The organism is Streptomyces sp. NRRL B-1140, assembly GCF_001280065.1.
Taxonomy (GTDB): Bacteria; Actinomycetota; Actinomycetes; order Streptomycetales; family Streptomycetaceae; genus Streptomyces.
The window spans coordinates 431,645-444,066 of the sequence record NZ_LGEA01000114.1 but is presented as its reverse complement, the minus strand read 5'-3'; the positions used below and the strand labels follow the sequence as shown (position 1 = coordinate 444,066).

The 12,422-nt window shown below is 71.1% G+C and carries 12 protein-coding genes; 10 read left to right on the top strand and 2 right to left on the bottom strand.

Annotated features, from left to right (window positions below; genetic code table 11):
- The 4 genes from ADK65_RS28085 to ADK65_RS28070 all read left to right on the top strand — a co-directional run.
- The coding region (locus ADK65_RS28085) for a hypothetical protein (protein WP_199825713.1) at positions 1 to 191 on the top strand (191 nt) is incomplete at its 5' end.
- Between the two features lie 292 nt (positions 192 to 483).
- Positions 484 to 1,467, top strand: a complete 984-nt coding sequence (locus ADK65_RS28080) for an SCO0930 family lipoprotein (protein WP_053673745.1) — start codon at positions 484 to 486, stop codon at positions 1,465 to 1,467.
- 332 nt (positions 1,468 to 1,799) lie between these two features.
- Entirely contained in the window at positions 1,800 to 2,612 is an 813-nt protein-coding gene (locus tag ADK65_RS28075; protein WP_053673744.1) for an SAM-dependent methyltransferase, read from the top strand.
- Positions 2,609 to 4,753, top strand: coding sequence for a putative bifunctional diguanylate cyclase/phosphodiesterase (locus tag ADK65_RS28070; RefSeq protein ID WP_053673743.1), 2,145 nt, complete (start codon positions 2,609 to 2,611; stop codon positions 4,751 to 4,753). The genes ADK65_RS28075 and ADK65_RS28070 overlap by 4 nt, the downstream gene beginning before the upstream one ends.
- 27 nt (positions 4,754 to 4,780) lie before the next feature.
- On the opposite strand, the gene ADK65_RS28065 is transcribed toward ADK65_RS28070, so the two are convergent.
- Positions 4,781 to 5,395 (bottom strand): TetR/AcrR family transcriptional regulator, encoded by a 615-nt coding sequence (locus ADK65_RS28065; RefSeq protein WP_053673742.1) that lies wholly within the window; start codon positions 5,393 to 5,395, stop codon positions 4,781 to 4,783.
- Positions 5,396 to 5,499: 104 nt separating this feature from the next.
- Between ADK65_RS28065 and ADK65_RS28060 the strand changes: the two genes are divergently transcribed.
- The gene (locus tag ADK65_RS28060; RefSeq protein ID WP_053673785.1) at positions 5,500 to 6,096 is read left to right on the top strand and encodes a peroxiredoxin-like family protein; all 597 of its coding nucleotides are present in this window, start codon (positions 5,500 to 5,502) and stop codon (positions 6,094 to 6,096) included.
- 52 nt (positions 6,097 to 6,148) lie between these two features.
- On the opposite strand, the gene ADK65_RS28055 is transcribed toward ADK65_RS28060, so the two are convergent.
- The gene (locus ADK65_RS28055) at positions 6,149 to 7,033 is read right to left on the bottom strand and encodes a LysR family transcriptional regulator (RefSeq protein WP_053673741.1); all 885 of its coding nucleotides are present in this window, start codon (positions 7,031 to 7,033) and stop codon (positions 6,149 to 6,151) included.
- 82 nt (positions 7,034 to 7,115) lie between these two features.
- Between ADK65_RS28055 and ADK65_RS28050 the strand changes: the two genes are divergently transcribed.
- The 5 genes from ADK65_RS28050 to ADK65_RS28030 all read left to right on the top strand — a co-directional run bounded on the left by ADK65_RS28050 (position 7,116) and on the right by ADK65_RS28030 (position 12,413).
- Complete coding sequence (locus ADK65_RS28050) at positions 7,116 to 7,823, top strand: succinate dehydrogenase (RefSeq protein WP_053673784.1); 708 nt, start codon at positions 7,116 to 7,118, stop codon at positions 7,821 to 7,823.
- Position 7,824: 1 nt separating this feature from the next.
- Positions 7,825 to 9,774, top strand: a complete 1,950-nt coding sequence (locus ADK65_RS28045; RefSeq protein ID WP_053673740.1) for a fumarate reductase/succinate dehydrogenase flavoprotein subunit — start codon at positions 7,825 to 7,827, stop codon at positions 9,772 to 9,774.
- On the top strand, positions 9,771 to 10,517 hold the full coding sequence (locus ADK65_RS28040) for a succinate dehydrogenase/fumarate reductase iron-sulfur subunit (protein WP_053673739.1): 747 nt from the start codon (positions 9,771 to 9,773) through the stop codon (positions 10,515 to 10,517). Before ADK65_RS28045 ends, ADK65_RS28040 begins: the two co-directional genes overlap by 4 nt.
- A 310-nt stretch (positions 10,518 to 10,827) precedes the next feature.
- Complete coding sequence (locus tag ADK65_RS28035) at positions 10,828 to 11,595, top strand: GNAT family N-acetyltransferase (protein WP_053673738.1); 768 nt, start codon at positions 10,828 to 10,830, stop codon at positions 11,593 to 11,595.
- Positions 11,595 to 12,413 carry a lysophospholipid acyltransferase family protein gene (locus tag ADK65_RS28030; RefSeq protein WP_053673737.1) on the top strand — a complete coding sequence of 273 codons (819 nt, stop codon included), beginning with the start codon at positions 11,595 to 11,597 and terminating at the stop codon, positions 12,411 to 12,413. The genes ADK65_RS28035 and ADK65_RS28030 overlap by 1 nt, the downstream gene beginning before the upstream one ends.
- Positions 12,414 to 12,422 lie beyond the last annotated feature (9 nt).

Below are 12,422 nucleotides of genomic sequence, written 5' to 3'. Positions count from 1 at the left end.
GCGTGGGGGTCGGGGTGGGTGTCGGGCACGGCCACGTCTTCTTGCTGCCCGCGTACGCCACCGCCTCGGTGCCGTGCGGCCCCGTCGAGGCGTACGCGCAGGCGTCGGCCTCCGCGACCCCGGCCGGTGCGCCGACGAGCGCCCAGGTCAGCGTCGCCGCCGCCAAGGCCCGCGTCACAAGGGCGGATTGAGTCGAGAGGGGTCCATACACGACGAAGATCATGAGCCCTGCGCCGGCCCGACGGGCCGGGGTGCACAGGGATTGCCCCGAATGAGGGAATCCCGGGCGTCACCGGTTTGATTCGTGGTCGCCCGCAAGTGGCTCGAAGTGCACTCGCGTGCGACGACTCGCGAGGCTCGGCGCAGGTTCCGGAAAGAAATTTGGCCGACGGTTGAACACAATCGCCGCCCCCATGCGTACTCATGACCGTGCGGCGGCGCAGCAGGGCGCTGCAACACCCTTGCGATAATGGGGAGTTGACGATGAAGACCTCCTGGCGGAGCGCCTCACTCGTGGCGAGCGCCGCGGCGGTCCTGGCGCTGACGACGGCGTGCGGTCAGGACAGCCCACCGGCGGCCAGCCAGAACGTGGGCGCCACGGCCGCGCCCGGGGACTACGGAAACATCGGCTCGGGCACCGCCGGCGCGGCGGGCACCGCGACGGGCCAGCCGGCGGCACCGAGCGCCTCCAGCCCTTCCAACCCCGCCGGCAAGCTGTCCGTCTCCACCGCCGAGAAGGTCGGCAAGGTGGTCACCGACAGTCTCGGCCTCACCCTGTACCGGTTCGACCAGGACACCGAGCAGCCGCCCAAGTCGAACTGCGACGGTGACTGCGCCAAGACCTGGCCGCCGGTTCCGGCCGACGACGCCGAGGCCGGCGAGGGCATCGACAAGGCGCTGCTCGGGTCGGTCACCCGGGCCGACGGCACCAAGCAGCTCACGGTCGGCGGCTGGCCCGCCTACCGCTACGCCAAGGACGTCAACGCCGGTGACGTCAAGGGCCAGGGTGTGGGCGGCAAGTGGTACGCGCTCGCCCCCGACGGCAAGAAGGCGCAGGGGGGTGCCGGGGCCGGTGCGGAGGGCGGCGGCGAAGCGGCCCAGGCCGGGCTGTCCACGCGCAACGACCCCAAGCTCGGCGAGATCGTCGTCGACAAGAACGGCATGACCGTCTACCGGTTCAAGAAGGACGAGGCCTGGCCCAAGCCGGTCTCCAACTGCAGCGGTGCGTGCCTGGAGAAGTGGCCGCTCGTGGAGCCCGTCGACTTCGCCGACACCAAGGGCATCCAGAAGAAGGGCTACATGATCTTCGACCGCACCGACGGCAAGGGCAAGCAGCAGACGATCAACTGCTCGCCCATCTACACCTTCGCCGGTGACAAGGCTCCCGGTGACACCAACGGGCAGGGCGTGGGCGGCACCTGGTACGCCGTCCGGCCCGACGGGAAGCTGGTCGGCGCCTCGGAATAGAAGCGAAACCTCCCCAGGGTCGACCAGCTCGTCCACCCGAAGCGCAGACCCGGTCCACCCCTCCGTGCCCCACGGAGGGGTGGACCGTTGTGCCGTGCTTCACCAGAACTCATCGAATCCCTGACATTCCCCCCTCCTGAACCGGAACTCTCCGGAATGCCCCGGACACTGTTCGTCATGTGTTCGAGAGGCGTGCGCAGGGGTATCAATGCGGCACGTGCCGCAGGCAGTGACCGGGAACGGATGGTCAATTTCCGTTTCGGGTCGCTCCATTGGCGGGCGATCAGTAGCCTCTGCTCGAACACCGGATCGCCTACGCCTTGGAGAGCTAGATGGAGCGTCCCGCCTGGGCCCCACGGAGCATCGACATCTCGGTGCCCAGCGTTTCCCGGATGTACGACTACTACCTGGGCGGATCGCACAACTTCGAGGTCGACCGGGAAGCGGCCCGCAGGGCCATGGAGTTCATGCCGGGACTTCCCAAGGTCATGCAGGCGAACCGTGCGTTCATGCGCCGCGCCGTGCGTCACGCGACCGACGCGGGCATCTCTCAGTTCCTCGACATCGGCTCCGGCATCCCCACCTTCGGCAACGTGCACGAGGAGGCGCAGGCCGCCCGCCCCGGTGCCCGCGTGGTGTACGTCGACCACGACCCGGTGGCCGTGGCGCACAGCCAGGCGGTCCTGGAGGGCAACGAGGAAACGGGCGTGGTCGCCGCGGACCTGCGCAAGCCCCAGGAGATCCTGCGCAGCCCCGAAGTGGAGCGGCTGATCGACCTGAATCAGCCAGTGGCGCTGCTCCTCGTTGCCATACTGCACTTCGTGGAAGACGAGGACGACCCGTACGGAGCGGTGGCCGAACTGGGCGAGGCGCTCGCACCGGGCAGTCTGCTCGTGCTCACCCACGCCTCCTACGAGGGGATCCCGCTGCCGCCGGAGCGGGCCGGGGGTGCGGTGGACGTGTACAGGGACATCCGCAACCCGCTGATCATGCGCTCGCGCGACGAGATCGCGCGGTTCTTCGAGGGGTACGACATGGTGGAACCCGGACTGGTGCCGCCGCCGCTCTGGCGGCCCGACACCGCGCCGGAGGACGAGGATCCGTATGCGTTCTCCGGGTTCGCGGGCGTGGGGCGTACGGCGTGACCGCGGAACCGGACGGGCCGGAGGACAGACTGCGCCGGTTCGCGACGATCTGGAGCCGGGCCGTCTTCCCGGTGACCTCGACGTCGTCGACCCGGCCCGAGTTCGAGGCACAACTGCTGCCCCAGGCGCGGCGGCTGAGCGAGGCACTGGTGGCCCGGACCTTCGACTCCGAGGCGGGCAGGGCGGTCGGAGCAGCCCTGGTGAACGCGCACTGCACCGACCCGGAGGCGCTCAGCCGCACCCTGGACTGCGTCGACGCCTATCTGGTCCTGTACTGCGGGGGCGGCGGCGACCGGGAGGACCTGCGGGCCCGGTGCGCGCGGCTCCAGCACGCCATGGCGGCGGGTTTCGCCCGGGCGCTGCGCGAGCGGACCCTGGCCGAGCAGGAGGCCATCGCGCAGGCCGCCCTCCAGGCGCAGGGCGTGGTGGCACAGGCCCTGCACGCGAGCGAGGCGCGTTTCCGTGCCGTGTTCGAGGGGGCCGCCATAGGAATCGGCATGGCCGACCTCGAAGGCAACATACTGCAGGTCAACGGCGCGCTCCTGCGCATGTTCGGTGTCTCCGAGCAGACGCTGCGCAGCCGTAACGTGCGGGAGTGGACCCATCCCGACGACGCTCCGCAGACCTGGCGGCTCTACGACGAACTCGTACGGGGCGAACGGGAGCACTACCACCTGGAGAAGGCGTTCTACCGCCCCGACGGAACCGTCCTGTGGACCAATCTGACGGTCTCCCTGCTGCGCGACGCCGACGGCGAACCGCAGTACCAGCTCGCCCTCATGGAGGACACCACCGAGCGGCGGCTGCTCAACCTGCGGCTGCGCTACGAGGCCACGCACGACGCGCTGACGGGGCTGCCGAACCGTACGTTCTTCTTCGAACGCCTGGAGAAGGCCCTGGGCGCCGGGGAAGGCCAGCGGTTCGGGCTGTGCTACCTGGACCTCGACGGGTTCAAGACCATCAACGACAGCCTCGGCCACGCGGCCGGCGACCGGCTGCTGGTGGAGGTCGCCGACCGGTTGCAGTCCTGCGCCACGGCACCGGGCGAGATGGTCGCGCGGCTCGGAGGCGACGAGTTCGTGGCGCTGACCACCGGACCCGACACCCAGCACGCGGTCGACGAACTCGCCGGCCGCATCATGAACGCGCTGCTCGCGCCGATCAGCGTCGACGGCCGGGAGCTGACCGTGCGCGGCAGCATCGGCATCGTCGAGGGCCCGGCCGGGGAGCGCAGCCCGGCCGAGGTGCTGCGCAGCGCGGACATCACCATGTACCGGGCCAAGTCGGCGGGCGGCAACCGCTTCGAACTCGCCGACCCGGAGGCCGACGCCCGGGCCATCACGCGGCACGGACTGACCACGGCGCTGCCGACGGCGCTGGAGCGAGGCGAGTTCTTCATCGAGTACCAGCCGCTGGTGCACCTCGGCGACGGCAGTGTCCGGGGCGCCGAGGCCCTGGTGCGCTGGCTGCACCCGCAGCACGGGGTGCTCGGGCCGGACCGGTTCATCCCGCTCGCCGAGCACACCGGCCTGATCGTGCCGCTGGGCCGGTGGGTGCTGGAGCAGTCGGTGCGCCAGGCGCGCGAGTGGCAGGAACTGCAGGGCGGTGCCGAGGCGGTGGGGCCGCTGCGGATCAACGTGAACCTGTCGCCGTGCCAGTTGACGCATCCCGGACTGGTGCAGGACACGGTCGACATCCTGGAGCGCGCGGGCGTCGAGCCGGACGCGCTGTGCCTGGAGGTCACGGAGTCGGCGCTGATCGGGGCGGACGACGATCTGCTCAAGCCGCTGCGGCGGCTGGCGGAGATGGGTGTCGACATCGCCCTGGACGACTTCGGGACGGGTTACTCCAACCTCGCCAACCTGCGCCGGCTTCCGGTCAGCGTCCTGAAGCTGGACCGGTCCTTCACCCAGAGCATGCAGCAGTTCCCGGCGGACCCCGTCGACCTGAAGATCGTCGAGGGGATCGTCTCCCTGGCCCACAGCCTGGACCTGGCGGTGACGGTGGAGGGCGTGGAGACGGGAGCCCAGGCCGACCAGCTGCGCATCCTCGGCTGCGACACGGCCCAGGGCTGGTACTACGCGCGGCCGGGCCCGCCGGAGCGGCTGCACGAACTGGCACTGGTGGACGCCACGGGGTGACGCCCCGGGCCGCTGCGCGGAGCCGGGTCAGGCGCCCAGCCCGCGCAGCAGCAGTGCGAGACCGCCCGTGAACTCCTGGTCGGCGCTGACCTTCCGGGCCTGACGGGCGGTCTCGGCCATGCGGGGGAAAGCGTCGGGCGGCAGTTCGGCGATGGCGACCGTGCCCTGGCCGGACAGCGGCCCGAGGTGCTCCAGCTGGATGGCGCCGATGAGGTACCCGAGCAGGCCCCGCAGCGCGATCACCCGTCGATCGCCGTCGAACCCCGCCTCCGTGAGCACGCCGAGCACGGACTCCGACCAGCGCAGCCCGGCAAGGGACCGGTGCCGGTGGGCGACGGTCAGGGGAACGACCTCCGGGTGGGCGGCCATGGCGTCGCGCAGCCGCCCCATCAGCACCTCGACGCGCTGCTGCCAGGGCGTTTCGGGTCCGGGCGGCTCGGTGTCCACGGCGGTGAGCACGAGGTCGACGATGAGCCTTTCCAGCTCCTCGCGGTCGTCCACGTAGCGGTAGAGCGCCATGGTGCTCATGCCCAGTTCCTTCGCGACGGAGCGCATGGACAGCCCGGCGAGCCCGTCGCGGTCGATCACGGCGAGGGCGGCCGAGGCCAGCCGGGCGTGGCTGAGTGAGCGGGGACGTGGCATGACGACGATCAGCGTACGTCATACGCCTACCTTGTTAGGGCGTACGGCATACGCCTACACTCCGTAAGAGTACGCCGTACTCCTACGAGGGAGCGCCCATGCTCATGCGTATGCCCGCACGGCCGTTACGGCCCGGCTCCGCCGTCGCCGTACATCACATCGCCACGGTCTCCGGGGGTCCCGTCGCCGTCCCCGACCCCGAGCGCCTGGTGCATCTGCAGTTCCGGCGGTTCGCCGGGTGCCCGGTGTGCCATCTGCATCTGCGGTCGGTGGTCCGCCGGCACGCGGAGATCGAGGCCGCCGGGGTGCGCGAGGTCGTGGTCTTCCACTCGCCCGCCGAGGAGTTGCGCCGGCACACCGGCGACCTGCCCTTCGCGGTCGTCGCCGACCCCGAGAAGCGGCTGTACGCCGAGTTCGGTGTGGAGTCGGCTCCTCGCGCGCTGCTCAGCCCGCGTGCCTGGGGGCCGGTGATCGGGGCGGTGCTGCGCGGTGGGTGGGAGGTCGTCCGTGGCCGGGAGCGGCTCCCCGCGGCCGACCAGCCCGGTGGCAGGCTCGGGCTGCCCGCCGACTTCCTGATCGGCACCGACGGCAGAGTCCTCGCGGCCAAGTACGGCGAGCACGCCTACGACCAGTGGCCCGTCGACGAACTCCTGCACCTGGCCTCCTCCCATCGGCCGGCCGGCCGCCCCCCGGTGCGGTAGCCGCGGCCCTACGGCGAGCCGGGCCTCCCGGTGCCGGGAAGCCCGGGGAGGATCACTGCTCCAGCAGCATCCGCTGCAACTCCCGCGCGGCCCTGGGCGGCGCCACGTCGCTGCGGTGGGCCAGCGCGATCGTCCGGTGCAGGCCGGGCCGGGCCAGTGGCGTCACCCGCAGGCCACGCCCCGACCTCGCCGCGACCATCCGGGGCACCACCGCGACGCCCAGCCCGGCCCGCACGAAACCGAGCACCGCGTCCATCTCCCCGCCCTCGACGGCGAAGTCGGGTTCGAACCCCTCGGCCCGGCACGCCGCCACGGTCAGCTCGCGCAGGTCGTAGCCGTGCCGGAACATCACCAGCGGTTCGCTCTCCAGGTCGGAGACGCGGACCGTGCGGCGACCGAGGCCGGGACGCGGGGCGTCCGGCGAGGAGACCACGACCAGATCCTCACGCAGTAGTTCCACCGTCGTGAGCGCGGGCGACGGGGTCGGCAACGGGAGCACCACCAGTGCCAGGTCCAGTGCGCCGCGCGCGAGTTCCCTGACCAGGTCGTGCGAGCCGCCCTCCTCGATCAGCAGCCGGATGCCGGGGTAGCGGTCGTGGAAGGCCCGCAGGACGTCAGGCAGCAACCCCGTACACAGACTCGGTGTCGCCCCCAGCCGCACCCGGCCGCTCCGCAACTGCACCAGCTCCTGCACCTCGTGCCGGGCCGTGTCCGCGTCGGCCAGGATGCGCCGGGCCAGCGGCAGGAGCGCCTCACCGGCGTCCGTGAGCGTGATGTTGCCCCGGGCACGCAGGAACAGATCCGCGCCCAGCTCCCGCTCCAGCGCCTTGATCTGCTGCGACAGCGACGGCTGCGCGACATGGACCAGATCGGCGGCCCGGGTGAAGTGCCGGGTCTCGGCGACGGCCACGAAGTACTGGAGCTGCTGGAACTGCATCCTCGTACGATAGCCGTTCCCTATGGAATCAAGCCGGACCATGTCTTGGACCGATCGCTTGCCCGTCCGTAGCGTGCTGTCCATGGCTCTGGCAACGCGGACGGACCGGCGGCCGTCCTTCGCACGCACCGTGTGGGACTCCACCGTCGGCAAGAAGACCGTGATGGCGGTCAGTGGTCTGATCATGCTGCTGTACCTGATCGTCCACATGATCGGAAACCTGAAGATCTTCTTCGGGGCGGGCGAGTTCAACCACTACGCCCACTGGCTGCGCACCGTCGGCGAGCCGTTCATGCACTACGAGTGGACGCTCTGGCTCGTGCGGATCGTGCTGGTCGTCGCCGTCGTCGCGCACGCCACCTCGGCGTACCAGCTCAGCCGTCGCGACATCAGGGCCCGGCCCGGAAAGTACGTGCACAAGAAGGCACGGTCGAGCTACGCGACGCGCACCATGCGCTGGGGCGGCATCATCCTCGGCCTGTTCATCGTGTGGCACATCCTCGACCTGACGACCGGCACCGTGCACCCCGGCGGCTTCCAGGAGGGCCACCCGTACCAGAACGTGGTGGACACCTTCTCCACCTGGTACGGCAACGTCGTCTACATCGTCGCGATGCTCGCGCTCGGCCTGCACATACGGCACGGCTTCTGGAGCGCGGCGCAGACCCTCGGCGTGGGCAGCCGCACCCGCGACCGCGCCCTGAAGACCATCGCGAACGTCCTCGCACTGCTGCTCACGGCCGGCTTCGTCGCCGTACCCGTGGCCGTCATGACCGGAGTGGTGAGCTGACATGACCTCTTACGCGGACTACGTGACCGGCGAGCCGGTCGTCGACTCCAAGGCACCCTCCGGCCCGGTCCACGAGCGGTGGGACACACGCCGCTTCGAGGCCAAGCTGGTCAACCCCGCCAACCGGCGCAAGCACACGGTGATCGTCGTGGGCACCGGCCTGGCCGGCGGCTCCGCCGGGGCCACCCTCGCCGAACAGGGCTACCACGTCGTCCAGTTCTGCTACCAGGACTCGCCGCGCCGCGCCCACTCCATCGCCGCGCAGGGCGGCATCAACGCCGCGAAGAACTACCGCAACGACGGCGACTCCGTCCACCGGCTGTTCTACGACACCGTCAAGGGCGGCGACTTCCGGGCCCGCGAGTCCAACGTCCACCGGCTCGCGCAGATCTCCGTCGAGATCATCGACCAGTGCGTCGCCCAGGGCGTGCCCTTCGCCCGCGAGTACGGCGGGCTGCTCGACACCCGCTCGTTCGGCGGCGTGCAGGTGTCGCGCACCTTCTACGCCCGGGGCCAGACGGGTCAGCAGCTCCTCCTCGGCGCCTACCAGGCGCTCAGCCGGCAGATCGCCGCCGGGAACGTCGAGATGCACCCGCGCACCGAGATGCTCGACCTGATCGTCGTCGACGGACGGGCGCGCGGGATCGTGGCCCGTGACCTGGTCACGGGGAAGATCGACACGTACTTCGCGGACGCCGTCGTGCTCGCCTCCGGCGGCTACGGCAACGTCTTCTACCTGTCGACGAACGCCATGAACTCCAACGCCACCGCGATCTGGCGGGCCCACCGGCGCGGCGCGTACTTCGCCAACCCGTGCTTCACCCAGATCCACCCCACCTGCATCCCGCGCACCGGCGACCACCAGTCCAAGCTCACGCTGATGAGCGAGTCGCTGCGCAACGACGGGCGCATCTGGGTGCCGAAGGCGAAGGGCGACCGGCGGCCCCCGAACGAGATCCCCGAGGACGAGCGCGACTACTACCTGGAACGCATCTACCCCTCCTTCGGCAACCTCGTCCCGCGCGACATCGCCTCCCGCGCCGCGAAGAACGTCTGCGACGAGGGCAGGGGAGTGGGCCCCGGCGGCCAGGGCGTGTACCTGGACTTCGCCGACGCCATCGCGCGAATGGGGCGCACGGCCGTCGAGGCCAAGTACGGCAACCTCTTCGACATGTACCAGCGGATCACCGACGAGGATCCGTACGAGGTGCCGATGCGGATCTACCCCGCCGTGCACTACACGATGGGCGGCCTGTGGGTCGACTACGACCTCCAGACCACCGTCCCCGGCCTGTTCGCGATCGGCGAGGCCAACTTCTCCGACCACGGCGCCAACCGGCTCGGCGCCTCCGCGCTGATGCAGGGACTCGCCGACGGCTACTTCGTCCTCCCCTCCACCATCAACGACTACCTCGCTCGCCACCCGCACCACGAGGCGGTGACCGACGAACACCCGGTCGTCCAGGAGGTGCTGGCCGAGACCCAGGACCGGCTCAACCTGCTGCTGTCGGTGGACGGCGACCGCACCCCCGACTCCTTCCACCGCGAAGTCGGCGAACTCATGTGGGAGTTCTGCGGCATGGCCCGCACCGACTCGGGGCTGCGCAAGGCGCTGGAGCGCATTCCGCAGATCCGCGAGGAGTTCTGGCGGCGCATCAAGGTGCCCGGTACCGGTGAGGAGTTCAACCAGTCGCTGGAGAAGGCCAACCGCGTCGTCGACTACCTGGAGCTCGCCGAGCTGATGTGCCTCGACGCGCTGCACCGCGAGGAGTCCTGCGGCGGCCACTTCCGCGAGGAGTCCCAGACGCCCGACGGCGAGGCCGCCCGCAAGGACGAGGAGTTCGCCTACGCCGCCGCCTGGGAGTTCACCGGCACCGGCGAGGCCCCCGTCCTGCATCGCGAAGACCTGGTCTTCGAGTACGTCCACCCCACCCAGCGGAGCTACGCATGAAGCTCACCCTGCGCGTCTGGCGGCAGAAGAACGCCGACGCCGACGGCACGATGTCCACGTACGAGGTGGACGGCATCTCGCCCGACATGTCGTTCCTGGAGATGCTCGACACGCTCAACGAGGAGCTCATCGTCAAGGGCGAGGACCCCGTCGCCTTCGACCACGACTGCCGTGAGGGGATCTGCGGTGCGTGTTCGCTCGTGATCAACGGCGACGCGCACGGGCCCGAGCGGACCACCACCTGTCAGTTGCACATGCGCTCGTTCGACGACGGCGACACGATCGACGTGGAGCCGTGGCGGGCGTCGGCGTTCCCGGTGATCAAGGACCTGGTCGTGGACCGGTCGGCGTTCGACCGGATCATCCAGGCCGGCGGGTACATCACCGCGCCGACCGGGGCGGCCCCCGAGGCGCACGCCACGCCGGTGCCGAAGCCGGACGCCGACCTCGCCTTCGAGCACGCCGAGTGCATCGGCTGCGGAGCGTGTGTGGCGGCCTGTCCCAACGGGGCGGCGATGCTGTTCACGTCCGCCAAGATCAACCATCTGAACGTGCTGCCGCAAGGGGCGCCCGAGCGGGAGACGCGGGTGCTGGACATGGTGGAGCAGATGGACGAGGAGGGGTTCGGAGGGTGCACGCTCGCGGGTGAGTGCGCCACCGCCTGTCCGAAGGGCATCCCGTTGATGTCCATCACGAGCATGAACAAGGAGTGGCTCCGGGCGGCGCGGAAGGTGAAGCGGTAGCGCCTTGCGGGGACGGTCGTCGGGCGGCCGCGGTGGGGTGTGGCCGGTCGCGCCGTTCCCCGTGCCCACGTGAGTTGCAGTGAACGTTCGCCGGAAGGTGCGGACGGGCGGGGCCGGGAGTGGTGCTCATCCCGGCCCCGTCTCGCGTTGTGCCGCACGACAGGCGCGAGCCGTTCAACAACCTCACACCCGCTCTCTCTGCACATGACACGCGACGGTCAGGCGGTCTCGGGAGAACAGAGGCGAAGGCCCCGCACGACACCGCTCAGCGCCCCGCCTCACCGCTCCGGCCCGTGACCAGGAGAGAGCCATGACCGGCGTACTGACCGTCGACCGCCCCGCGCAGCCCGCGGCACCCACCCGCTACACCGTCGCCCTCGCCCGGAACGAGGAGGACGTGCGGGCCGCCCAGCGGCTGCGGCACGACGTCTTCGCCGGGGAGCTGGGCGCCCTGCTGGCCGGCCCGCAGCCGGGTCTCGACGCCGACGCCTTCGACGCGTACTGCGACCACCTGCTCGTACGGGAGGAGACGACCGGCCAGGTCGTGGGTACCTACCGGCTGCTGCCGCCGGAGCGCGCGGCGGTGGCCGGGCGGCTGTACTCCGAGGGCGAGTTCGACCTGAGCGCGCTCGACGGGATCCGGCCGCAGCTCGTCGAGGTCGGCCGCTCCTGCGTGCACCCCGACCACCGTGACGGCGCCGTCATCAGCCTCATCTGGGCCGGCATCGCCCGCTACATGGCCGACCGCGGTCACGAGTGGCTGGCCGGCTGCTGCTCCGTTCCGCTCACGGACGGCGGCGCCCTCGCGTCCGCCACCTGGGACCGGGTGAGCGCCCGGCACCTCTCCCCGGAGGAGTTCCGGGTCCGGCCGCTGCTGCCGTGGACGCCGGGCGCCGTGCCCGCGACCCGGGTCGAACTGCCCGCCCTGCTCCGGGGATACCTGCGTCTCGGCGCCTGGGTGTGCGGCGAACCGGCCCACGACCCGGACTTCGGCGTCGCCGACCTGTACGTGCTGCTGCCGATGAGCCGCGTCAACGCGCGCTACCTGCGCCACTTCCTCTCCCTCGTACCGGCCTGATGAGCGCCTGGCTGCCCACCGCGCCCTGCACGCCCGGGGCCTGTGTCCAGGCACCGGCGCCCGTGCGGGCGCGGGACGTACCGCGTGCCGTACTGCGGCTCGGCGCGGTGGTGCTGCTCCTGATCGCGGGGATCGCGCTGACCCCCTTCGGCGCCCGGATACCCGCGTCGCTGGTCCGGCGCTGGTGCCGGTGGATCGTACGGGCCGCCGGCGTCCGGGTCCGGATCTCCGGCGCCGCCGCCCCCACCGGGGGACTGCTGCTGGTCGCCAACCACATCTCCTGGCTGGACATCCCGCTGCTCGCCGCCGTACGCCCCGCCCGGATGCTGGCCAAGACGGAGGTGCGGCACTGGCCCGTCGCCGGTGCGCTCGCCGCGCGCGGCGGAACACTGTTCATCGACCGCGACCGGCTGCGGGCCCTCCCGGACACCGTCGCCCGGATCGCCGCGGTCCTGCGCGAGGGCACCGCGGTCGCGGCCTTCCCCGAGGGCAGCACTTGGTGCGGCCGGGCCCAGGGAACCTTCCGCCGGGCCGTCTTCCAGGCGGCCCTGGACGCGGGCGTGCCGGTCCAGCCGGTGCGCCTCGGCTATCGGCTGGGTGACGGCGGGGCCACCGCCACGGCCCCCGCGTACGTCGGCGATGACACCCTGCTGGCCTCCTTGTGGCGGGTGACGACCGCACGCGGCCTCATCGCGGAGGTCGAGGTACGCGAGGCCCTCGTGCCGGGCAGCAGCCCCGACCGCCGCACGCTCGCCCGAGCGGCACAGCCGCAGGAGACGGCCGCGCCGGCCTGGACGCACACGGTGCTGGTGGCGTAAAGGCACCCA

What these genes read in the sequence shown, in the direction of transcription:
- ADK65_RS28080 (WP_053673745.1), top strand. Translation starts at nt 484, where the DNA reads ATGAAGACCTCCTGGCGGAGCGCCTCACTCGTGGCGAGCGCCGCGGCG.
- ADK65_RS28075 (WP_053673744.1), top strand. Translation starts at nt 1,800, where the DNA reads ATGGAGCGTCCCGCCTGGGCCCCACGGAGCATCGACATCTCGGTGCCC.
- ADK65_RS28065 (WP_053673742.1), bottom strand. Translation starts at nt 5,395, where the DNA reads ATGCCACGTCCCCGCTCACTCAGCCACGCCCGGCTGGCCTCGGCCGCC.
- ADK65_RS28060 (WP_053673785.1), top strand. Translation starts at nt 5,500, where the DNA reads ATGCGTATGCCCGCACGGCCGTTACGGCCCGGCTCCGCCGTCGCCGTA.
- ADK65_RS28055 (WP_053673741.1), bottom strand. Translation starts at nt 7,033, where the DNA reads ATGCAGTTCCAGCAGCTCCAGTACTTCGTGGCCGTCGCCGAGACCCGG.
- ADK65_RS28050 (WP_053673784.1), top strand. Translation starts at nt 7,116, where the DNA reads ATGGCTCTGGCAACGCGGACGGACCGGCGGCCGTCCTTCGCACGCACC.
- ADK65_RS28045 (WP_053673740.1), top strand. Translation starts at nt 7,825, where the DNA reads ATGACCTCTTACGCGGACTACGTGACCGGCGAGCCGGTCGTCGACTCC.
- ADK65_RS28040 (WP_053673739.1), top strand. Translation starts at nt 9,771, where the DNA reads ATGAAGCTCACCCTGCGCGTCTGGCGGCAGAAGAACGCCGACGCCGAC.
- ADK65_RS28035 (WP_053673738.1), top strand. Translation starts at nt 10,828, where the DNA reads ATGACCGGCGTACTGACCGTCGACCGCCCCGCGCAGCCCGCGGCACCC.
- ADK65_RS28030 (WP_053673737.1), top strand. Translation starts at nt 11,595, where the DNA reads ATGAGCGCCTGGCTGCCCACCGCGCCCTGCACGCCCGGGGCCTGTGTC.